The organism is Amphritea atlantica (assembly GCA_024397875.1).
GTDB classification, from domain to species: Bacteria; Pseudomonadota; Gammaproteobacteria; order Pseudomonadales; family Balneatricaceae; genus Amphritea; species Amphritea atlantica_B.
This window is the reverse complement of the sequence record CP073344.1, coordinates 2,924,746-2,946,107: the sequence shown is the minus strand read 5'-3', so window position 1 is coordinate 2,946,107 and position 21,362 is coordinate 2,924,746. Positions and strand designations below refer to the sequence as shown.

General features: G+C 50.3%; 20 protein-coding genes. 14 read left to right on the top strand and 6 right to left on the bottom strand.

All coding sequences use genetic code 11. The features are described 5' to 3' along the window. Positions 1-35: 35 nt before the first annotated feature. The 8 genes from dmpE (at position 36) to phbB (ending at position 6,996) form a co-directional block, all read left to right on the top strand. Complete coding sequence (gene dmpE, locus KDX31_13575; GenBank protein UTW02380.1) at positions 36-821, top strand: 2-oxopent-4-enoate hydratase; 786 nt, start codon at positions 36-38, stop codon at positions 819-821. A gap of 61 nt (positions 822-882) precedes the next feature. Next, entirely contained in the window at positions 883-1,794 is a 912-nt protein-coding gene (locus tag KDX31_13570; protein ID UTW02379.1) for an acetaldehyde dehydrogenase (acetylating), read from the top strand. A 15-nt stretch (positions 1,795-1,809) separates the two neighbouring features. Then, the gene (gene dmpG / locus KDX31_13565) at positions 1,810-2,853 is read left to right on the top strand and encodes a 4-hydroxy-2-oxovalerate aldolase (GenBank protein ID UTW02378.1); all 1,044 of its coding nucleotides are present in this window, start codon (positions 1,810-1,812) and stop codon (positions 2,851-2,853) included. Then, entirely contained in the window at positions 2,853-3,659 is an 807-nt protein-coding gene (gene dmpH / locus KDX31_13560) for a 2-oxo-3-hexenedioate decarboxylase (GenBank protein ID UTW02377.1), read from the top strand. Before dmpG ends, dmpH begins: the two co-directional genes overlap by 1 nt. 116 nt (positions 3,660-3,775) lie before the next feature. Further along, positions 3,776-4,357 (top strand): antibiotic biosynthesis monooxygenase, encoded by a 582-nt coding sequence (locus tag KDX31_13555; protein UTW02376.1) that lies wholly within the window; start codon positions 3,776-3,778, stop codon positions 4,355-4,357. A gap of 10 nt (positions 4,358-4,367) precedes the next feature. Beyond that, entirely contained in the window at positions 4,368-4,559 is a 192-nt protein-coding gene (locus KDX31_13550; GenBank protein ID UTW02375.1) for a 4-oxalocrotonate tautomerase family protein, read from the top strand. A gap of 133 nt (positions 4,560-4,692) precedes the next feature. After that, positions 4,693-6,042: an MATE family efflux transporter gene (locus KDX31_13545; GenBank protein UTW02374.1), complete on the top strand. Its 1,350-nt coding sequence runs from the start codon at positions 4,693-4,695 to the stop codon at positions 6,040-6,042. A 204-nt stretch (positions 6,043-6,246) separates the two neighbouring features. Further along, entirely contained in the window at positions 6,247-6,996 is a 750-nt protein-coding gene (phbB, locus tag KDX31_13540; GenBank protein UTW02373.1) for an acetoacetyl-CoA reductase, read from the top strand. 82 nt (positions 6,997-7,078) lie between these two features. Here the strand turns inward: phbB and KDX31_13535 are convergent, their stop codons facing one another. Both KDX31_13535 and KDX31_13530 read right to left on the bottom strand, forming a co-directional pair. Further along, positions 7,079-9,748, bottom strand: coding sequence for a DUF349 domain-containing protein (locus KDX31_13535; GenBank protein UTW02372.1), 2,670 nt, complete (start codon positions 9,746-9,748; stop codon positions 7,079-7,081). 184 nt (positions 9,749-9,932) lie between these two features. After that, positions 9,933-10,364: a YchJ family protein gene (locus KDX31_13530; protein ID UTW02371.1), complete on the bottom strand. Its 432-nt coding sequence runs from the start codon at positions 10,362-10,364 to the stop codon at positions 9,933-9,935. A 132-nt stretch (positions 10,365-10,496) separates the two neighbouring features. On the opposite strand from KDX31_13530, the gene sbcB reads away from it, so the two are divergent. Further along, entirely contained in the window at positions 10,497-11,957 is a 1,461-nt protein-coding gene (gene sbcB / locus KDX31_13525) for an exodeoxyribonuclease I (protein UTW02370.1), read from the top strand. Next, positions 11,957-12,451, top strand: a complete 495-nt coding sequence (locus KDX31_13520; protein ID UTW02369.1) for a hypothetical protein — start codon at positions 11,957-11,959, stop codon at positions 12,449-12,451. Before sbcB ends, KDX31_13520 begins: the two co-directional genes overlap by 1 nt. On the opposite strand, the gene KDX31_13515 is transcribed toward KDX31_13520, so the two are convergent. After that, the gene (locus tag KDX31_13515; protein ID UTW02368.1) at positions 12,430-15,273 is read right to left on the bottom strand and encodes an insulinase family protein; all 2,844 of its coding nucleotides are present in this window, start codon (positions 15,271-15,273) and stop codon (positions 12,430-12,432) included. The genes KDX31_13520 and KDX31_13515 overlap by 22 nt on opposite strands. Before the next feature lie 436 nt (positions 15,274-15,709). On the opposite strand from KDX31_13515, the gene KDX31_13510 reads away from it, so the two are divergent. From KDX31_13510 to KDX31_13495, 4 genes are read left to right on the top strand one after another with little or no spacing between them, the layout of a single operon-like run. Beyond that, positions 15,710-16,093 (top strand): hypothetical protein, encoded by a 384-nt coding sequence (locus KDX31_13510; protein UTW02367.1) that lies wholly within the window; start codon positions 15,710-15,712, stop codon positions 16,091-16,093. Between the two features lie 12 nt (positions 16,094-16,105). After that, positions 16,106-17,794, top strand: coding sequence for a potassium channel protein (locus KDX31_13505; GenBank protein UTW02366.1), 1,689 nt, complete (start codon positions 16,106-16,108; stop codon positions 17,792-17,794). Further along, the gene (locus tag KDX31_13500; GenBank protein UTW02365.1) at positions 17,794-18,693 is read left to right on the top strand and encodes a DMT family transporter; all 900 of its coding nucleotides are present in this window, start codon (positions 17,794-17,796) and stop codon (positions 18,691-18,693) included. The genes KDX31_13505 and KDX31_13500 overlap by 1 nt, the downstream gene beginning before the upstream one ends. Before the next feature lie 43 nt (positions 18,694-18,736). Further along, the gene (locus KDX31_13495) at positions 18,737-19,612 is read left to right on the top strand and encodes a Tim44 domain-containing protein (GenBank protein ID UTW02364.1); all 876 of its coding nucleotides are present in this window, start codon (positions 18,737-18,739) and stop codon (positions 19,610-19,612) included. Between the two features lie 96 nt (positions 19,613-19,708). Here KDX31_13495 and yaaA read toward each other — a convergent pair whose 3' ends face one another. From yaaA to KDX31_13480, 3 genes are all read right to left on the bottom strand, one after another. Next, positions 19,709-20,482, bottom strand: coding sequence for a peroxide stress protein YaaA (gene yaaA / locus KDX31_13490; GenBank protein UTW02363.1), 774 nt, complete (start codon positions 20,480-20,482; stop codon positions 19,709-19,711). 100 nt (positions 20,483-20,582) lie between these two features. Beyond that, complete coding sequence (locus tag KDX31_13485) at positions 20,583-20,816, bottom strand: DUF2789 domain-containing protein (protein UTW02362.1); 234 nt, start codon at positions 20,814-20,816, stop codon at positions 20,583-20,585. Positions 20,817-20,932: 116 nt separating this feature from the next. Beyond that, positions 20,933-21,235 (bottom strand): hypothetical protein, encoded by a 303-nt coding sequence (locus KDX31_13480; GenBank protein ID UTW02361.1) that lies wholly within the window; start codon positions 21,233-21,235, stop codon positions 20,933-20,935. Positions 21,236-21,362 lie beyond the last annotated feature (127 nt).

Here is a 21,362-nt window from a genome sequence, read left to right as displayed (position 1 = left end):
GCTAAGTCATTCAGCCAAGAGATATAGAGAATAATATGAATAAAGAACAGATATTACAGTGTGGTGACGAGCTGTATGAAGCGATGGTACAACGCCATACACTGCGTCCATTCACCGAGCGCTTTGACGACATCACTATTGAAGATTCTTATAACATTTCGCTGCGAATGATCGAACGCCGTGTGGCTGCGGGTGAGAAAATCATTGGTAAGAAGATCGGTGTGACCTCAAAAGCGGTGCAGAACATGCTGAATGTTCATCAGCCGGACTTTGGTTTCCTGACCGATTCAATGGCTTTTTCTCAGGGCCAGGAGATGCCGATCAGCGAACAGTTGATCCAACCGAAAGCGGAAGGCGAGATCGCTTTCATTCTGAAAAAGGATCTGCTGGGGCCGGGTATCACCAATGCCGATGTGCTGGCGGCAACCGATTGCGTGATCCCCTGCTTTGAAGTGGTGGATTCGCGCATCGAAAACTGGCAGATCAAAATTCAGGATACGGTGGCAGATAACGCCTCCTGTGGGCTATTTATTCTGGGGGATAAAGCGGTCGATCCACGCAAAGTCGATCTGACAACCTGCGGCATGGTGGTCGAAAAGAATGGTGCGGTGCTCTCAACCGGGGCCGGCGCTGCGGCGCTGGGCAGCCCGGTTAACTGTGTCACCTGGTTAGCCAACACGTTGGGTGAGTTTGGTATTCCCCTTAAAGCCGGTGAAGTAATTCTATCGGGTTCGCTGGTTCCTCTTGAGCCGGTACAGGCGGGGGATTATATGAGCGTCAGTATCGGTGGTATCGGTTCTGCCTCCGTTCGCTTTGTATAACCGCTGGCAACAACAGCCTTCTATTTAAGAGCTTGGTATTTAGAGCTTAGGGTGAAAGTATATGAGTAAGAAACTAAAAGCAGTTATTATCGGGCCGGGTAATATCGGCACCGATTTGCTGATGAAGATGCAACGTTCCGAATGGATCGAGCCAGTGTGGATGGTGGGTATCGATCCCGAATCCGATGGCCTCAAACGCGCCCGGGAGATGGGCATTAAAACCACCTCTGACGGTGTCGATGGTCTGCTGCCGCACGTGATCGAAGACGATATCCGTATCGCCTTCGATGCTACATCCGCCTACGTGCATGCCGAGAACAGCCGCAAGCTGAACGAACTGGGGGTGATCATGATCGATCTGACCCCGGCAGCGATCGGCCCGTTCTGTGTGCCTCCGGTGAATCTGAGGGCCCATGCGCAGAACCTGGAGATGAACGTCAATATGGTTACCTGTGGTGGCCAGGCGACGATCCCGATGGTGGCGGCTGTATCTCAGGTTCAGCCAGTAGAATACGGCGAGATTATCGCTACGGTGTCCTCAAAATCTGCCGGTCCCGGCACCCGTAAAAACATCGATGAGTTTACCCGCACCACCGCCGGTGCCGTGGAAAAGGTCGGCGGCGCTAAAAAAGGTAAGGCGATTATCATTATCAACCCGGCTGAGCCACCGTTGATGATGCGTGACACCGTGCACTGTCTCACCGAAGGCGAGCCGGATCAGGCGGCGATTACCGCCTCCGTTCACGCGATGGTCAAAGAGGTGCAGAAATATGTGCCCGGCTACCACCTGGTAAACGGCCCGGTATTTGATGGCAACCGGGTCTCCATGTTTATGGAGGTGGAAGGTCTGGGGGATTACCTGCCCAAATATGCCGGAAACCTGGACATCATGACTGCAGCGGGTCTGCGCACCGCCGAAATGTTTGCTGAAGAAGCAACCAACGGCACCATTACCCTGCCAGCACGCGGCTAAGTGGAGGAGAAAGCAATGAATCTGAAAGGTAAAAAAGTAGTCCTCCACGACATGAGTCTGCGGGACGGTATGCACGCTAAACGTCACCAGATCTCTCTGGAGCAGATGGTTGCTGTAGCGACCGCGCTGGATGACGCGGGTATGCCGCTGATCGAAGTCACCCACGGTGATGGTCTGGGGGGCACCTCGGTGAACTACGGCTTCCCGGCCCACAGTGATGAAGAGTATCTGGGCGCGGTGATTCCGAAACTGAAAAACGCCAAAGTCTCCGCGCTGCTGTTGCCCGGGATCGGCACGGTCGATCACCTGCGCATGGCGAAAGACTTAGGGGTCAACACCATTCGTGTTGCGTCGCACTGTACCGAAGCGGATGTCACCGAACAGCATATCGGTCTGGCGGCCAAATTAGAGATGGATACCGTGGGGTTCCTGATGATGGCGCATATGGCCAGCCCGGAGAAGATTCTCGAGCAGGCACGGCTGATGGTCTCTTACGGCGCCAACTGCATCTATTGCACCGATTCGGCCGGTTACATGCTGCCGGATGAGGTGACTGAAAAGATCGGTCTGTTGCGGGCCGAGCTGGACCCGTCTATCGAGATCGGTTTCCACGGCCATCACAACATGGGGATGGCGGTCGCGAATTCCCTGGCGGCGATCGATTCCGGTGCCGGACGTATTGATGGTTCGGTGGCGGGCTTAGGCGCCGGTGCCGGTAACACGCCACTGGAAGTGTTGGTGGCCACGCTGGTACGGATGGAAGCGGACCACGGTATCGATCTGTACAAGATCATGGATGTCGCAGAAGATCTGGTCGTCCCGATGATGGATCAGCCGATCCGGGTGGATCGCGATGCCCTGACCCTGGGTTTTGCCGGGGTGTACTCCTCGTTCCTGCTGTTTGCCAAACGGGCGGAAGCGAAGTACGGCATTCAGGCACGTGATCTATTAGTCGAGCTGGGCCGTCGCGGCACCGTCGGCGGACAGGAAGATATGATTGAAGACCTGGCACTGACTATGTTTAAAGAAAAGCAGGCGAAAGAGAAGGGGTTAATCTGATGGCTGAGAATCAAACAAATACACTCACGGCGTCACAGATCGAAGAGCTGGCGATCCATCTGGAAAATGCTGAGCTGGAAGCTTACGAAGTCACCAAGATTACAGATGACTTTCCAGAGATGACCTACAAGGATGCTTTCGATATCCAGTGGGAGATCCGTCGTCGCAAAGAGGCGCGGGGCAATAAGATTGTCGGCATGAAGATGGGCCTGACCTCCTGGGCGAAGATGGCGCAGATGGGGGTTGAACATCCCTGTTACGGTTTCCTGGCGGACTACTTCTCCGTGCCGGACGGCGGTGAGATCAAGCATGATGAGCTGATCCATCCGAAGATCGAAGCGGAACTGGCATTTGTCACTAAAGCACCGCTGAAAGGGCCGGGCATCCATATCGGCGATGTCTTGCGGGCCACCGACTTTGTCATGCCCGCAGTTGAAGTGATCGACTCCCGCTATAAAGATTTTAAGTTCGATCTGAAGAGTGTCATTGCGGATAACTCCTCATCCAGTCGTTTTATCACCGGTGGCCGTATGGCGCCCCCTGCGGATCTTGATCTGAAGACGCTGGGAGTGGTGATGGAGATCAATGGTGAAGTGGTACAGACCGGCGCAGGCGCGGCGGTGCTGGGTCATCCGGCGTCTTCTGTGGCGATGCTGGCGAATATGCTGGGCGAACGTGGCGAAGAGATTCCGGCGGGCACCTTCATCATGATTGGTGCGATCACCGCGGCGGTACAGGTTAACAAAGGCGATAGCTTCAGCGTTCGCTATCAGGACCTGGGCACGATTAGTGGCAAGTTTGTTTGACACAGGCTTGGCTTAATCACACATGATTGATTATGCTGATCTTTAAGTAGATCGTTTTATCAGCATGGCAGATAGCAGCTCTTTTATGGGCTGCTTTATTTTTTTAGAGGTAAATCATGGCGGATAGCTGTATTCAGAATCAACTGACTGAGCCGGGTCAGGAAGGGCCGGTTACCGTGAGTATCTCCCGTAAAGTTAAACCTGGCCGAGAGTCTGAATATGAGTCATGGATCTCCGGGGTCATTGAAGCAGCGTCAGACTATCCAGGACATCAGGGCAGTAATGTGCTTCGTCCATCGGCGTCTACCGGAAACCGTTATGTGCTGATCTATCGTTTCGACAATTATCAGAACTGTCAGAATTGGGAAAGCTCTGCACTGCGGCAAGAGTGGCTTGATAAGCTTGAACCACTGATTGAGGGAGATGCAGAAGTGCAGCGGGGAACCGGGCTTGAATTCTGGTTTGATCTGCCTGAACTGCCGGTCAATAAACACCCTTCGCCGCATAAGATGGCATTGGTACTGATTGCCGTGGTCTATCTGCTGATCATGATGATAAATCTGCTGCTGGGTCCCTACCTAAGTGATCTCGACCTATGGTTAAAAAGCGCAATAATTGTGACCTTGCAGGTATTACTGATGACCTATCTGGTGATGCCCAGGGTTACCCGCCTGTTAAAAGGATGGTTGTTTAAATAAGGATGGTGTAATGCCAATAGTCTCAATTAGTCTGCTGGAGGGTCGTTCCGACGAGCAGAAAGAACGGATGATAAATGAAGTAAGTGAAGCAATTGCCCGCTCTCTGGATGCTCCAAAGGACAGTGTTCGGGTATTGATTTATGAGATGCCCTCTCAGCATTTTGGTATCGGCGGAGAGTCGGCTAAAAAACTCGGAAAATGATCCTGTTCTTCTGTGAAGCCTCCTTCTGGAGGCTTTTTTATACCTGACAGTTAATCTTTGTTTTGTGAGTCAATAAAGCGTTGCCGCGGTGTTATCATGGAGCCCTTTTAACCCTACCGAGCTAGAGTAACCCGTGAAGCCTGATCTGTTAAATGGTGAAATCCGACCAACACTGATTAAGATGACACTGCCGATGATGTTCGGCATTGTCAGTCTTATGCTGTTCAATGTGGCGGATAGCTATTTTGTCAGTCAGCTGGGTACTGAACAGTTAGCGGCGCTGGGCTTTACCTTTCCGGTATCGTTCACCGTTATCAGCCTCTCTATCGGACTGAGTGTGGGTACCTCAGCCACCATTGCCCGGTTGATCGGGGCAGGAGACAGTGATGGTGCCCGACAATTGACCACCGATAATCTGTTGCTGACCACAGTGTTAATGGTGCTGATCGCTTCACTATCCGTTATGTTTATTGACCCTCTTTTCAGGCTGCTGGGGGCCGGTGATGCGTTGCTGCCCTACATACACAGCTATATGTCGGTGTGGTTTTTTGGTTCGGTTTTTTATGTTCTGATTATGGTCTCTAACAGTTCTTTGCGCGCCAGCGGAGATACACGTACTCCGGCGATGCTGATGGGCTTTTCTTCAATCATGAATCTGCTGCTTGACCCGTTGCTGATTTTTGGCTGGGGACCGGTCCCCGGGCTGGGTATTCAGGGGGCCGCCATTGCCAGCGTGATTGCGTGGGGGATCGCCGCGATTGCTGCACTGGCCAATTTATATCTGCGCAAAGGCTTACTTGTGTTAAAAATAGTGTCCATCTCTGTTGCGTTGCAGCATTGGCGGTTGGTGATGAAAATCGGTTTCCCTGCGGCACTTTCTAATATGATGACCCCTGTTGCTGCGGGAATTATGACTGCACTTGTGGCGACCCATGGCCCTGAAGCAGTGGCTGCATTTGGTGTGGGCAACCGGCTTGAATCACTCGCTTTACTGGCGAATCTGGCACTCTCGATGACGTTACCGCCCTTTATAAGCCAGAACTTTGGTCGTGGGCAGATAGCCCGGGTACGGGGAGCATATCTGAGTGCTGTCAGGTTCGCACTGCTCTGGCAGGCTTTGATTTACATTCTTTTATTCATATTTGCCGGGGGTATCGGTGCGCTTTTCAGTGATCAGGAAGACGTGGTTAATCTGATCAGTCTATGGATTCTGATCGTTCCACTGGGCTTTGGCTTTCAGGCCGTCACCTTTCTGACCGCTTCTTGTTTTAATGCGGTACATCAACCGATGAAGGCGATGCGGATCAGTGTTTTTCGTCTGTTTGTCCTTTACGTGCCCGTAGGTTATCTGGGTAATTTTATCGCGGGTCTGGAGGGGATGTTTGTTGCTTTCGTGATCGCCAATATGTGCACTGCAGCAATGGCGTTCAGATGGATGCAGAGACATCTGAGCAGTCTTAATCCTTTGACAACGCTTAAATAAGTTGTATCTTGTCTTAAGGCTGTAACAGACAGGAAGTAATCTTTCGCTGCGTAACAGGCCTGCTAATAGACCTACTAAACGAAAGTCATATTACTACTCGGCACTGATGATTATATCATCTGGAAAACGACTAAAAAAAATCAAATAATAAATTATAACTAAGATTCGAAACAACAAATCTCAAGAAGCAAAGGGGACGCGAGCATGACACAAAAAATTGCTCTGGTAACAGGTGGTACTGGTGGTATTGGTACCGCTATCTGTCGCGCATTAGCCGACGCAGGTTTAAAGGTTGTTGCAGGCTATAATTCCGGTGGTAACCATGAAAAAGCAAAAGCCTGGCAGGAAGAGCAGAAAGCTGAGGGTTACGATATTCTGGTAGCCTATGGTGATGTGACTGATGAAGAGTCATGTGCTGCCTGTATTAAGACTGTTGAAGATGTTGCCGGCGGTTCGGTTGATATTCTGGTAAACAATGCGGGTATTACCCGTGACGGCACTTTCCGTAAAATGAGCTGGGAACAGTGGAACGAAGTACTGTCTGCGAACCTTGACTCAATGTTCCACATGACTCGTCTGGTGATCAACCCAATGCTGGAGAAGGGCTGGGGACGAGTGATTAATATCTCCTCTGTTAACGCACAGAAAGGTCAGTTTGGCCAGTGTAACTACTCTGCGGCTAAAGCCGGTATTCACGGTTTTACCAAGGCTTTGGCGCAGGAAGTAGCAGCGAAAGGCGTTACCGTTAACACGGTGTCACCGGGTTATGTTATGACGCCAATGGTTGCTAAGATTCCTCAAGAGGTTCTGGAAAAGATTATTCGTCAGGTACCGGTTGGCCGTCTTGGCGAGCCTTCAGAGATCGGTAAAGCGGTTTCTTACCTTGCCAGCGATGACTGTGGTTATGTAACCGGTTCTGACTTCTCCATCAACGGTGGTCAGCATATGTCATAAGCTGAGTTCAGCTTGTAAAAAAAACCCGCCAGTGCGGGTTTTTTTTGTGCCTTCAAAACGCATGAGAAAACCCTGTTATAGGTTAAAACTCTGCTTGCTGAAGGTTGCTGTAAAAACGGATCTGCAGGGCTTCATGCTGAAGGGTAAATGGCAGACATTGCCATTCCAGTTCCAGCCGCTTAAGGTCGCTGCTATTGCCTGATGTTTGACGCTGTTTCAGTGCTTTCTGCAGGCGATCCATCTGGTATTCCATTCGCAGAGTATGGTCCTGCTCCGGAGAGTCTTGTTCAAGCAGGATCTCAAGTCGTATACAGAGTTGGCGCAGGGCTTTTTCAGTGAGAGTCAGCAGGTCTTCCATCTCGATGCGGCCTGAGATCAGTTCCAGAAGCAGTTCGTAACGGGAATTGATCAGTGGTTCAAAATATTCATCGACCTGATCACACTGATCCCAGGCTGACTGTATCTCATCCAGCGCCAGCTGATCCAGTGTGCCGTCATTAACACAACTCTCCAGTTGATCGCAGAGTTCGATGCGACGTAAGAGTGCCTGATAGAATCTGCTATCAGTCAGGGACGGGGTAGGCTGTTCATTTACAGAGGTCTGCCTCTCAACCTGCTTGTGCCGATTGAGGTTTTCAAACACTTCATTGCATGCTTTACGGAACTCGGGCCATAGCTTCCGTTCTATGTTGTGAAACGTATTACCGGCCTCTTTCCAGTGTTTCTGAAGATTCCTGATCTCACTGGCGGCAGCCTGGGGGTTGTCATCGGTAATCAGTACCAGCGCCTGTTCCAGCAGGGCCCTTTTTTCGTTTGCGACCTGTTCCCGGTGAGCGGCGATTTTGTTATCCATTTGCTTGAGCAGGGCGTTGAAGTCGTTTTGCACCTGACGGCCCGGTGTACGGTCTACCGGAGCATATTCTTTCCACTCGCGTTTGGCGGTGCGGCTGACCTGTTCAATCAGGGACCAGTCAGGTTGTTGCCAGTCGATCTGATCGATAAAGCCCGTTAGCTCAGTAACCAGTTGAATCCGCTTGTTGAGATTATCGGTTCGCTGCTGCTTTTGAATGCGGAAGTGTTGCTCGCAAGGTGCATAGGCCTGATCTGATGCGGTTTTGAAACGCTGCCAGGCCTTGTGTGAGTGAAGCGGATCATCGCTGTCCAGCTCTTTCCACTGCCCTTGCAGTGTATGGATCTGTTTTGCCAGAAGTGGTGCTTCGATTTCACTGTTAATCAGCGCTTCCATCGCTTCACACAATTGCTCTTTCTTGGCTGAAACGGCAAATCCCTGCCAGTTTTTCAGTTCAGCCAGTCTTGCAAGTAAGCCTTTATAGCGCTGTAGAATATGTTTTGGCGTGATGCCATTTATCTCGCTCAGACGGGTCTCAGTCTGTTGCTCCAGCTGACAGGCGAGTTTAACCTGGCCCGCTTCTATCTGCTGCTCCAGAGCGTCGAGTAGCCCAGAGAGGTCTTTACTGCAATGCTGCTGCTCAAGCTTCAGCTGACTGAGTTGCTCAATAATAGTCTTGTGCTGTTGTGCAACTGACTGCAATAGCACCGGACTCCTGATCTCTGTTGGCCAGTTTAGCTGTTCACTGAACCGGTCTATCCGTTGCAAGTGCTGCTGGAGTGTGGAACGGTTGGTTTCGTTGGCTAACTCAAGGCCAACCAGTTCAGCGACCTCGTGGCTAAGTTCTAACCACTGACGGCCGGCATGCTGATAACGCTCAAAGCGCTTGCATAACTGCTTTAGTGTAGGGGGTACATGGTTTTCGGTGGCAGTGTTCAGCTGCTCAAAGGTGTGGTTCCAACACGCCTGTTCAGCATCGAGGTCTGCTTTGCAAAAGTGTTCGCCGGAGATCAGTGCACAGCAACGATTCAGGGTATCTTCAAGCTTTTGTAACAAGGATAAGTTCTGTTGTTCCTCCGCCTGAGCCTTCTGCTGCTGTTCTTCTGCCTGATCACATCTTAACTGCTCTGCAGCGAGGGTTTGCTGACAACGTGCTATAAGCCCGGAATAGCGCTCGCTGATCTCTGGGGTACTCGCCTCATTCAGCGAGCTCCACTGTTGGCATAGTGCTTCGAGTTTGGCCCCGTATAAGGGGAAGTGGTCTGTTCGGCTCAGTTGTTCGAGGCTGCAGAGCAGTTCCTCTTTGCGCAGCAGAATCTGCTCCCGCTGGCGGGCTTGTTCCAGGAGTTGCTGCTGCTTGTTGCGGATAATTCTGAATACAGATTTATCGCGACCTTTAATCGCTTTAGCTGTCAGTTCGAGTTGTTCTGGCGAGTGAATTTTCTCTGCGGCCGACTGGCGGAGTTGAGTGCTGCTGCCAGTGATCGCCAGTGAACTGAGACTCTGTTGATCGTTGATAGACTGGATGGCTTGCTGCTGAATATTGGAATTCTCACTGTTCAGCGCGATATGCGCGAGCATATTCTCGTCGTGAAGATAGGTGAGACATTCGCTTTGCTGACTATAGGTGTAGGATGGGTCCAGTATGATTTCACAGATCCGTTTAGCGGCACTTCTGCGGATATCCGGATTGACATCATGGGTCAGAATATCGGACAAAAGATCCGGAGCCGCAATTTTTTCAACGGCGGCCAGCCGGACTTCGATACTCTGATCCTGACGGGCAAGGCGTGCGAGCACTTCACAGTGTTCAGTTTTGCCTGGGCTCAGCCGGTGAACTGCCCGGATGCGGACAGTGGCTTTATTATGTTTCCAACGGGGTTTGAAAAACTTCGCAAACATTACATCGATCCTGCAAGGGCCACTATATATACAACGGTACCTGTGGCCAGGTGGCCATATTCTACCGGCTCTTAGCCGTGCAGGAAAAGCCTTGACAGAAAAGAAAAATGTTACCTCAGGCAGACAGCTGTTGTGGTTGGCTTGTCTGCCGGGCTTTACAGTGGGTTATCACTCAATAATTTATTTATTCTGTTGGCAGAATCTCTACGTCACCGTCAACGTAAAACCAATGGTTATCCTGTTTCCGGAACAATGACCGCTCGTGCAGGTCTGCAACCTGATCATCCGTTTCGAAATGTGCAATAAACTCAACCATGCCCTCCTGATCATCTGCCAGGCCTGCTTCCGTGTTGAGAATTTTCAACCCAGCCCAGGTGGTGGCCTTAATCTGTTCTGCGATCAGCGTGGCATCATCCGGGGTTCGGTGTTCTTCAACGGTGGTATTGATAAGATAATCAACCGCTCCCAGCACAAACGCCGTGTAGCGTGAGCGCATCAGTGCTTCTGCAGTGGCAGCGGGTTTATGGCCCTCTATGGCGGGCTCACAGCAGAACGAAAATGGCTTATTTGAGCCACAAGGGCAGGTAAGCGTGGTATCTTTGTGGTCATGAAGCATAAGGGCCCCGGCTTAGATAGAATTCAGAGATTGATAGGTTATTATAGGGGGCTGAAAAATTAAGCATATTGATCAAAAGCATAACCATACAAATCCCATTGTTTTTTAAACGAATGGTTTAAGGCGAATAGAATGGCTGCATCCTCAACCCCCACTTTTTTTTGGCATGACTACGAAACCTCGGGCGCTGACCCTAAACGGGACCGGCCTATGCAGTTTGCCGGCATCAGGACCGATGAGGAGCTGAATATCATCGAAGAACCGGTGATGTTCTATTGTAAGCCCGCAGATGACCTGCTGCCACACCCGGAAGCCTGCCTGATCACTGGAATTACGCCACAAAAAGCACTCAATGATGGCTATTGCGAAGCGGAGTTTATGGCGCTGGTGCATGAGCAGCTGGCCCGGCCGGGGACCTGTGGTGTGGGTTATAACAGTATCCGTTTCGATGATGAAATCACCCGCTATAGTCTGTATCGTAATTTCTTTGATCCCTACGGCCGGGAGTATCAGAACGGCTGCTCGCGCTGGGATATAATCGATATGTTGCGACTTACCCGGGCGCTAAGGCCGGAAGGAATCGAGTGGCCTCTGTATGAGGACGGCCGCCCCAGTATGCGCCTGGAAGATCTGACTAAAGCCAATGGCATCGATCATGGAAACGCCCATGACGCATTGGCGGATGTGTATGCCACCATAGCCATGGCCCGCTTAGTCAAAGAACGTCAGCCAAAACTGTATCAGTATGCATTGACTCACCGGGATAAACGTAGCATTCAGGGGATGCTGGATGTGATGACTATGAAGCCGGTACTGCATATTTCATCAATGTACCCATCGGAATGGGGCAATGCGGCTATCGTTGCACCTCTTGCGGTCCATCCGGTGAATAAAAATGCAGTGCTCGCATTCGATCTGCGTTGTGATCCGACGCCACTGCTGGAGCTGCCGGCAGAGGAGATTCGTCGGCTGATTTACACCCGGGCTGACGATCTGGCAGAAGGCGAGCAGCGCATACCCCTGAAACAGATTCATACCAATAAGGCACCTGTTATCGCTCCTGCCGGGATGCTCACTGCCGTCGAGGCGGAGCGTCTTAATATATCCGGGGATAGCTGCCGCTCTCACCTGGCGATGTTGCGCAGCCGTCCTGATCTGAAACAGAAGCTTGCTGAGGTGTTTTCAGATTCAGGTTTTGAGGACGATTTTGATCCTGATCACATGTTATACAGTGGCGGTTTTTTCGGTGATGCCGATAAGAAGAGTATGGAGCTGATCAGAACCACGCCACCTCAACAGCTTGGAACCCTCGAACTACCGTTTCAGGATGGTCGTCTGGAGGAGATGTTCCTGCGTTATCGGGGCAGAAATTATCCGTTTAGTCTGAATGAAGATGAACGGGGGCGCTGGGAAGAGTTTCGACACCGTCGCTTGTTGGGCCCGGATAACAGTGGTCATCTGACTATGACCGAACTGTTCAGTAAACTCAACGAACTGTATCAGAAGCCCGACCTGAGTGGATCTCAAAAAGAGATACTGGAGGAGCTTGCGCTGTATGCCGAAGCGATCTATCCAATGGATGAGGGATATTGATGAGCGATTCTGTTTGTACTGTGACGTTCGGACTGGTCGCCCTGGCGATCAGTTGTTCAGTCATGGCAGACAGAAAAGCGGATCTGGTCAATCCGATCCCCTATGAGGTGATAAAACCCACCGGACATATCGATTCTCCTGTCGATCCGGAGACCGTCTATGATAATAAACGGCGCGGTTTTGTCGACAGTGAGCCGATGCCGGAGATTGAAGCCTATGTTATTCCAGAGCGGCAACTGCCTCCGCCAACGGTTGTGCCGTATAGCGATCCGGAACCTGTTGAGCGGGTTGTCAGTGCTGAGAAGAAAGCGCCACTACTGAAAGGGGAGGATCGGGTTTTTGAACGGATCGCCCGGGATCAGCTGGAGATCGAGTGCGCCCTTGATGACTCACTTGATCAGTGTGAGGGGATAGAGATCGAGGCTCCTAAAGTGAAGAAACCCCGCTCACGCAGGGTTATTGATCGTCAGATTCAGACTTCAGGGACAAACTGACCCTCTAGTTTTAAGCGTGCAATCTGGGGGTCACAGATCTCTGTCAGGGTGTTTGTATCGACATGATCACGGTGTTGCTCACCAAAGGAGCGGACTGTCAGGCGGCGCTCGGGTAGCTGAGTATAGCTCCTGAGCAGGTCATCCAGTGTCAGGGCGTTGACTGCGTCGACCAGTTTTTCCCGGCTGTCAAAGTCAGTCTCGCCACGGTCGATCTCCTGCCAGTAGCGTTCACTCAGCTCTCCCATGCGGTTCTCTTTCTGACTGATCCGTGAGATGACACTGCTCTTGAAGCTTTCCATTTGTTGCTCATCCATCGCTTCCAGCGTGCCGGTCATATTATCGATGAATTTATTGATCTGCGTTTCAAGACCCATCGGGTTAGTGTTGGGTGACTGAATTACAAATGCCAGTCCCGGCGCTTTTCTCATCGGTAGCGCCGTGGCGAAGACAACGTAACCGAGCTGTTGTTCGGTGCGCAGGCTGCTATAAAACGGCGCTGAAAGAATTTCACTCAGCAGGATATACTCCGCCTGGGTTTCTGTTTCTCTGTTGTTGCCCTGAAAGTAGACACTGATCGCTGAATCGTTGTGTTCCAGCGGCAGGGTTTGAGTCAGTTCGTAATTCTTCGGCAGCCTGATCACCGGCAGTGAATTGCTGTTGGCGTTTATCTGTGCCGAGGGCAGGCCTGCCTGTACCGTTTGCGCCATCTGTAGCGCCTCGGTTCTGGTCAGATTACCGTGAGCGAGCATGCGAACTTCGGCCTTGTACAGCAGTTGTGGTATAAACGCTTGCAGCTTATCAAGGGTTACAGAATCCAGAGCTGTCAGCTTTTTATCTGCACTCGAGCTCTGTAATAACAGGTTGTAAACCTCTCCGGTGGTTTGATTGAACGGCTTATCCTTGTGGCTGTTTTTAAGTTCCTGAGCATATTTCTCTTTGATTCTGGCAAAACTGTTCTGTGTAAACTGTGCCTGTCGCAGACTGGTGACGACCTCTGTGAGCAGCTGTTGCTGCTTATCATCATAGCCTGAGATTTTGACACTCAGCCCCCTTATATGCGGATATATCCGCGTATTCAGGCCAGCCAGTGAGGCGTCATAAAGGGTTTCATTCAACTGATCACTGACTAGTCTGGTGTAGATAGCGGTCATTACAGCGTTTTCAGTGGTCCGGTTTGCCTGTTCAGATATGATTGAGAAAAAGAAATCCGCTTTTGGCAGTTTGAATGTCTGATCCTGTTTATGCCAGAGAGAGTACCCCGCCTGTTTCAGAGCCTGTTCTGGCTTCAGCAGCATGTGGTCTGCAGGCTTAATCTCAAAATGATCAGCAATAAAGGGATTAAGCTGGCGTACCTGCAAAGCGGGATCTGTCGCTGGGTGGGTCCATTTATCCAGACGTTCAGAACTGATCGGGGCAACACTGTATCCAGCCTGGAACCAGGGGTCTTGCTGGTCGGTTTCCACGGTTTTTGCCTGCAGAGTAACCAGCAGGTTATCGGGTGTCATCTGATCCAGAATGCTGGCGATCAGTTCCGGCTCAAATTTATCCATCAGATAATCGGCACTGATAACGTCGTCAGACGGGTAGAGCTGCAGGTTATGGGAGAGTCGGGCGACCTCATGTATCGGCGCAGTTTGTTCTTTAAAACGGAAACCAATATGGCTGATCTTCTGCTCCTCCTGATACAGCGCTTCAGAGATACCTTGCTGTTTCAATAACTGAATTGCTGCGAAGGTTGTTTCTATCACCTGGTCGTAATGTTTCAGCCCTTCATCAGTCAGAGAAACAGACAGTTCAATCGAGGACTGATCAGGCAGATCATTGCCCCGGTACGCGGCGAGTCCGTTTGCCCAGCCTTTTGCTTTCAGGCTGGCAAACAGGCTGCCTTTACCCTCATAACCCAGCATTGAGGCGATATAGTGGGCAGGCTTTTCACGGTAATATTCACGCGTCGCCTGAATCGGAAACGTTAGCGTTAGTTGCTGCAGGTCTTTCAGGGTCTGGATGTTTTGCTGTTTTGGCAGATTCCGGTACAGCGGAACCTCTGAGATAAAAGGCGTGGCGTGACGGTTTTCTACTGCAGAAAACTTCTCTTCAACCAGACTTTTCAGTTCAGATACCGGCTCTTTTCCCAGCACAACCAGAGAGAGCAGGTTAGCTGAGTAATAACGCTGATAAAATGCAATCAGATCATCTCTTAACTTACCCTCATCATTAGATAGGGTATCCAGACTGCCTACTGCAAACTGACTCATACTGTGATCGGGATTCAGTACATGTCTGCCTGCTGAGTAGCCGCGGCGACCGTCATCACGCAGTTTCGACTGGTACTCTGAATTGACCGCATGGCGTTCCCGGTCAACATACTTCTCGGTAAACAGTGGCTCGATAAAAAAACGTGAAAAGCGATCCAGTGCGGGTTCCAGCTTGTCCGCCTTAATATCGAAAAAATAGTTGGTGTTTTCGAACGCAGTAAAGGCGTTGTGATTGCCACCATTATTGCTGATGTATTCCTGATAGCTGCCGGCTTCGGGGTATTTTTCTGTGCCAAGGAACAGCATATGCTCGAGGAAATGAGCCAGTCCCAGACGGTTTTTCGGGTTGGCATTTGAGCCGACACTGACATCCACGGACGCGGCGGCCTTATCGGTGGCCGGATCAGAGATAACCAGAACTTTTAGCTGATTGGGAAGTGTAAAGGTCAGATAGTCGCGATCATCCGTGGGACTTTTTTTAACCGCTGCATAGGTTGCTTTTGTGGTGAGAAACAGCAGCATGAACAGCGTGTAAAAGACAGTCTTTCTGGTCGGGGTATAGCGCATTCACTCAAGCCTCTGGATGATGGAGCTCTGATCACTCATTTAAAAAGGAAATTGATTATCGGTTATTTATTGTACAGATGTCGAGTCTAATGTAACTGAGTCTCAAAGAGAAGGGCGTTAAGTCCACTGAACTCTTTAGTCATGAGAAGCGGGTTACATCGGTAGTTATATTTTTCGTTGCGCATTTATTCAAGCCTCACTGTTTTCTGTGTTGCAGGGGGGCTTTTACGGCTGACCGGCAGCCGGTCCTACAGTTAAACCCGTTGTACAGCAGATCTGCCTGTGTTGTTATTCAGGGTCATCAGGCAATCTGGATGTTGGACATATAGTTTTACAGTAGGTTCGATTGTTTCTTTATTATTCCCGTATGCTTTACAATCAGTTGCAGTAAGCTTTTGTTGTTATAACTATTTTTTTATACGGCGGGATGGATTCTATGAATCGCGAAAAGGTGATTTACGCTTTCTTTATTGTGCTGGCCCTAACCATGAACTTTGGTTTCTTTATCGGCGATATAGATGATCCTGCGCACCACAATGTGTATGAGTTTTTTGCCGCAATTGTGGTGAGCATGATCTGTACAGTACTTAAGTTTGGTGACCGGACGCATCTGGGAGCACTGATGATGGCAACCAGTCTGGTGGCGGATCTCCAGCTGGTGATTGCTGCAATGATCTGGGGGTATGGCGCTCAGCTGTCCGATGTTGGCGTAACCCCCGAGATGTTCAGCAGTGTGATCTCGATGTCAGGGGGGGCATTGCTGGCAAACATTGTGTCGGTGATTCTGTTGATGGTCGAGACGATCGTTGTGCGTCGCTAAGAGCGCTTCTCCATGAACGATATATTTTATGTGATGTTGCGCCGTCTGCGACATCCGCTGATTACTCTGATTGTTATCTACTCGCTGGCAACGCTGGGTTTTGTCATGATTCCCGGTCAGGATGATCAGGGTAACGTATGGCATATGGATTTTTTCCATGCGATCTATTTTGTCAGTTTTATGGGGTCGACCATTGGCTTTGGTGAGATTCCCTATGCGTTTACCGCGGCTCAGAGGGCCTGGACACTGGTATCGATCTACGGCACGGTGATTGCCTGGTTGTACAGTATCGGTTCACTGCTTGCGTTGTTTCAGGAACCGATGTTTGGCCGGATGCTGCGACGCCGTGCGTTTGCCAAAGAGGTCAGGAACCTGAATGAGCCGTTTTATCTGATTTGTGGTTATGGCATTACCGGCAGTGCCATTATTAAAAAACTCTGCAATCGTGGCATCCGTTCAGTAGTGATCGATATCGAGCAGCCCCGGATCGATGAACTGGAAGTTGATGGGCTGGTGCTGCGTGTCCCTGGCCTGTGTGCCGATGCCTCGTTGCCTGAAATGCTCGACGATGCGGGGTTGCAACATCCCAGCTGTATCGGTGTGCTGGCTCTGACTAATGACGACAACGTTAATCTCTCTATTTCAATCGCCAGTAAACTTCTGGCTCCGGACAGACTGGTGGTGAGCCGGACAGCGTCTGAGACCAATGCCCGGAATCTGGCTTCTTTTGGTACCGACTATATTGTTGATCCGTTCAAAGATTATGCTGAATATCTCTCTTTGGCGGCGCATTCGCCTTATGCGCATCTGGTATATGACTGGCTGGTCAATCCATTCCATCGTCCGCTTTCCAGTGCTTACAAGAAAACCAGTGGCCGCTGGATTATTTGCGGCCTGGGCCGATTCGGTAAGGCGTTGCACCGGGAGTTTGCTAAGCATGAAGTGGAGCTTATTTTACTGGACGATGAGCCGGGTCAACTGAAAGGCTATAGCAATACGGTGATCGGTTTGGGTACTGAGGCAGCAACGCTGGAGATCGCCGGTGTCATGGAGGCGGTTGGTATTGTTGCAGGTACCGATAACGATGCCGATAACCTGTCGATTATCATGACTGCTAAAGAGTTGAATCCAAAGCTGGTGACCGTGGTTCGTCAGAATCTCAGTACGAATACGCTGGTGTATGAAAACTCTAAGGCTGACTTCATCATGGAACCGGGCAGGATAATTGCCAACCGGATTCTGGCTAAACTCAAAACCCCGCTACTACCGGAATTTATCGAGCAGATGCAGTTACAGGATGATGTCTGGGCGCATACCCTGCTCAACCGGATGAGTAGTATCGCTTCAGATAGAGAACTGGATAGCTGGTCGATTAGCGTGAGTCCGGCAACCACTCCGGCAATCACCGCGATATCGGCTGAAGGGCTTGAGGTAAAGTTAAGTAATCTGATGAAAGATCCGCGTCATCGTAAGGATCAGTTACCCTGTTTTCCGTTGATGTTCCGGCGTAACGGCGACCTGAAACTGCTACCGGGAGAGTTGACGGTGCTGCAAGAGGGGGATGAGGTACTCTTCTGTGGTCTGGCTGAAGCCAGCAACCAGATGAGCTGGAGTATCAATAACTACAATATTCTGTTCTATCTTCAGACCGGCGAAGAGCCGAGTCATAATCTGCTGGCCAAATTGTTGAAGCGAATCTGATGCCATACTTCCTGTTGACCCTGACGGTACTGTTCTGGGCGGGTAACTTTGTGACTGCCCGGGGTATTCATGCTGAATTCCCCCCCCTGACCATGTCATTTATGCGCTGGGGACTGGCGCTGCTGATTATCCTGCCATTAATACTGCCGCGTATCTTGCGTAAATGGCCACTGATCCGGCAAAACCTGCCTATTTTAGGGGTGTTGTCAGTGCTGAGTGTGGTCTGTTTTAACTCCTTCATCTATCTCGGTGTGCAGACGACTCAGGCGACTAATGCCACGCTGATGCAGTCGGCGGTACCCATTATCATTCTGGTGTTTACCTCGCTGTTTCTGGGTGAAGCCGTGGTTCGCCGGCAATGGCTTGGCGTGTTTATCTCCCTTATCGGGGTGTTGATGCTGGTGGCCAAGGGTGACCCTGAAGTATTGATGACCCTATCGTTTAATACCGGTGATCTGTGGATTATAGCGGCGGTGTTAAGCTGGTCTGCTTATTCGGTGATGTTGCGACTGAAACCTGTCGGGCTGGATGGGTTTACCTTTTTCGGTGTTACTGTGGTGATCGGCGTCGTGGTGCTGTTTCCATTTATGCTGTGGGAATATCTCGCCGGGGCGCGTCCGCAATGGAGCCCGCAGACACTTTCAGCGATTATCTATATGGCGATTTGTCCGTCGATTCTTTCCTACATTTTCTGGAACCGGGGAGTTGCCGAACTGGGACCCGCTAAGGCCGGGCTGTTTATTCACCTGATGCCGCTGTTCGGCCTGATTCTGTCGGTTATTTTTCTCAATGAAGCCGTGGAACCTTTCCATTTTATAGGGATGGGGCTAATATTCAGCGGCATTTATCTGGCGATCATTACCGGTCGTAACCATAACGATAAAAAGTCATCAGCATAATTATCTGGCAGCTGAATGTCTTAAATACAGTACAGGAGCTTCTATGCGTACTCTGTTGGTTTCATTTTTTACACTGATTATCGGTTTTGGTCTGATCGTACCCGATGCGGAGGCTAAGCGTTTAGGCGGCGGTTTCAGTTTCGGTAAATCTTATTCAACCCCAAAGAAAGTTCAGCCTGCGTCACCGACACAGCAGAAAGCAGCGCCAACAGGTAGTTCAACCACGGCTGCAGCTCAGCCTCGTCGCAGCGGCTTTGGTGGTCTGATGGGCGGCCTTCTGGCGGGTGGTTTACTGGGTGCACTGTTCTTTGGCGGTGCTTTCGATGGCATTCAGTTTATGGATATCCTGTTAATCGGTTTGCTGATTTTTGCCGCAGTGAAAATTTTCTCTGCTATGAAAGGCGGTTCGCAGGCGCAATATGCCGGACATCAGCGTCCCGAGGAGTCTATGGCTCAGCCCCAGAATCGTGAGCAGGCCGATACTGCCGTTTATCAGGATGTTTCGTCGGCGCCTGTGGCTGGTTTTAACGTTGAGCCTGAAGCGCTGCAATTACCGCAGTGGTTTAACGAACAGGCTTTTCTGGAAGGGGCGAAAGGCCACTTCAGTCATCTGCAGAACGCCTGGGATAACAGTGACTGGGACGATATTGCAACCTATACCTCCGACGAAGTTCTGGATGTTCTGAAGCAGGAGCGGGCAAAGCAGCCGGCTGAACAGAAAACCGAAGTGGTTTCAGTGATGGCGGAGATGGCTAACTTTATCGATAACGATGATCATGTTATCGCATCGATCAACTTTTACGGCTGGCTGAAAGAGGATAGTGATCAGACGACCGAGTTCAGTGAAATCTGGCACCTGCGCCGGGATATGAGTGAAGCCGATGCCAGCTGGATGATTGTCGGTATTCAGCAGCCCTGAGCTAGTCTTCGATTATCTTCGTTCTACAGACATAAAAAACGCTGCGGATGGCAGCGTTTTTTTATGGGTTAAAAGCGCATTTCGGCAGGGAAAAGCTCAACTTTCCCTGCGGGTAAACACCCAGGTATCCCCTTTAGACTGGCTGTCATCATACTGATAACCGGCCAGATCGAAGTTCTTTAGCTGTTCAGCATCGGTGATCTGGTTTTTGATCGCATAGCGGCACATCAGTCCCCGGGCTTTTTTCGCAAAGAAACTGATGATCTTGTACTGACCATTTTTCCAGTCTTTAAACACCGGTGTGATGATTCGGCCGTTCAGCGCTTTAGGCTTAACCGATTTGAAATACTCATTGGAGGCGAGGTTAACCAATACCGGTTCATCGTTGTTTGCCAGTGTCTGATTCAGATCATCAGTCACGATATTGCCCCAGAACCCGTACAGATCTTTGCCCCGGCTGTTAGCCAGCTTGGTTCCCATCTCCAGCCGGTAGGGCTGCATCAGATCCAATGGTTTGAGAACGCCATAGAGACCCGAGAGAATGCGCAGGTGCTGCTGGGTAAAATCCAGCTCCGCTTCGCTGAAATCTTCAGCATTTAGTCCGCTATAGACATCACCATTAAATGCCAGAACCGCCTGTTTGGCATTTTCTGTGGTAAATGGCTGAGACCAGCTCTCATAACGGGCAACGTTAAGGGCCGAGAGTTTGTCGCTTAGTTTCATCAGTTCAGCAATATCCTGAACCGAGTATTCGCGCAGCGACTGAATCAGGTTTTCGGAATGATCCAGATGCTGCGGCATTGTATAACGGTCGGTCGTGGCCGGAGTATCGTAATCGAGATTTTTAGCAGGGGAGATAACCAGTAGCATAGTATTTGTGTGTCGTTTTCTGATAATGCTCTGATCCTAAACTAAAAAGGCCAGCCCTGGAAAGGGCTGGCCTGATTAGTTATCCCTATCAGCCTGATAGTCAGGAGTGAAGTCGTGTATTCAGATCATCCACGACCTCACACCAGTCTGAATCGGTTTCAAGGCACTCTCTGATAAAACTTGCCTGACTAGGTGTCCAGAATGTTGCTTCCGAGAGCTTAACATTCTGACTGAACAGGGTGTGGGTGCGGATAAACTGATCGATATATGAATCATCACCGGGCATTCCCAGCTGCTCAAACAGGGCATTCATCGTATGCATTGATCTGTCCATCGCGGCCTCCATAAAAGACATTCTGTCCATTAAGTTTTGGTCAGGATAGCGGCTTTGTCAAAGCGTTGGCTCAGAACGTTTTGGCTGCCCGGGATCCGAGATGATAGTACTGATGTTTAGTCGTTATTGCCCTGTTGTTGCTTCAGTTTCTTTTTTTCATCCAGCTTGATATAGATTGCCAGTGCTCCAAAAGTACCGATAGCCACCAGAACCGCTATGATAAAAGGATTTGAATTTTCGTTCCCGACTGCGCGGGTATACATCGCCGAGACCAGCATACCGCCGACAAAGCAAAGTGCGCTCATAATGACACTGTTGACGATTGTTGCGGGTTTACGATTGGGTGCGCGTCGTATCAGGATAACCAGCGTTATCAGCAATGAACCCAGAACAATAAAAGAGGGGATAAGCGAAGACATAGTGATTCCTTACATAAGAGATGGCTATTTGTACCACTGATCACTGTCTGAAAAAACCCTTGTCATCACTTCTGCTTTGATTACGCAGGCCAGAGGCTCAATTTTCTTGTATTATAGAGCGCAATTT

What these genes read in the sequence shown, in the direction of transcription:
- KDX31_13515 (UTW02368.1), bottom strand. Translation starts at nt 15,273, where the DNA reads ATGCGCTATACCCCGACCAGAAAGACTGTCTTTTACACGCTGTTCATG.
- KDX31_13550 (UTW02375.1), top strand. Translation starts at nt 4,368, where the DNA reads ATGCCAATAGTCTCAATTAGTCTGCTGGAGGGTCGTTCCGACGAGCAG.
- KDX31_13480 (UTW02361.1), bottom strand. Translation starts at nt 21,235, where the DNA reads ATGTCTTCGCTTATCCCCTCTTTTATTGTTCTGGGTTCATTGCTGATA.
- KDX31_13520 (UTW02369.1), top strand. Translation starts at nt 11,957, where the DNA reads ATGAGCGATTCTGTTTGTACTGTGACGTTCGGACTGGTCGCCCTGGCG.
- sbcB (UTW02370.1), top strand. Translation starts at nt 10,497, where the DNA reads ATGGCTGCATCCTCAACCCCCACTTTTTTTTGGCATGACTACGAAACC.
- phbB (UTW02373.1), top strand. Translation starts at nt 6,247, where the DNA reads ATGACACAAAAAATTGCTCTGGTAACAGGTGGTACTGGTGGTATTGGT.
- KDX31_13485 (UTW02362.1), bottom strand. Translation starts at nt 20,816, where the DNA reads ATGGACAGATCAATGCATACGATGAATGCCCTGTTTGAGCAGCTGGGA.
- dmpG (UTW02378.1), top strand. Translation starts at nt 1,810, where the DNA reads ATGAATCTGAAAGGTAAAAAAGTAGTCCTCCACGACATGAGTCTGCGG.
- KDX31_13530 (UTW02371.1), bottom strand. Translation starts at nt 10,364, where the DNA reads ATGCTTCATGACCACAAAGATACCACGCTTACCTGCCCTTGTGGCTCA.
- dmpE (UTW02380.1), top strand. Translation starts at nt 36, where the DNA reads ATGAATAAAGAACAGATATTACAGTGTGGTGACGAGCTGTATGAAGCG.
- yaaA (UTW02363.1), bottom strand. Translation starts at nt 20,482, where the DNA reads ATGCTACTGGTTATCTCCCCTGCTAAAAATCTCGATTACGATACTCCG.
- KDX31_13570 (UTW02379.1), top strand. Translation starts at nt 883, where the DNA reads ATGAGTAAGAAACTAAAAGCAGTTATTATCGGGCCGGGTAATATCGGC.
- KDX31_13555 (UTW02376.1), top strand. Translation starts at nt 3,776, where the DNA reads ATGGCGGATAGCTGTATTCAGAATCAACTGACTGAGCCGGGTCAGGAA.
- KDX31_13495 (UTW02364.1), top strand. Translation starts at nt 18,737, where the DNA reads ATGCGTACTCTGTTGGTTTCATTTTTTACACTGATTATCGGTTTTGGT.
- KDX31_13505 (UTW02366.1), top strand. Translation starts at nt 16,106, where the DNA reads ATGAACGATATATTTTATGTGATGTTGCGCCGTCTGCGACATCCGCTG.
- KDX31_13500 (UTW02365.1), top strand. Translation starts at nt 17,794, where the DNA reads ATGCCATACTTCCTGTTGACCCTGACGGTACTGTTCTGGGCGGGTAAC.
- KDX31_13510 (UTW02367.1), top strand. Translation starts at nt 15,710, where the DNA reads ATGAATCGCGAAAAGGTGATTTACGCTTTCTTTATTGTGCTGGCCCTA.
- dmpH (UTW02377.1), top strand. Translation starts at nt 2,853, where the DNA reads ATGGCTGAGAATCAAACAAATACACTCACGGCGTCACAGATCGAAGAG.
- KDX31_13535 (UTW02372.1), bottom strand. Translation starts at nt 9,748, where the DNA reads ATGTTTGCGAAGTTTTTCAAACCCCGTTGGAAACATAATAAAGCCACT.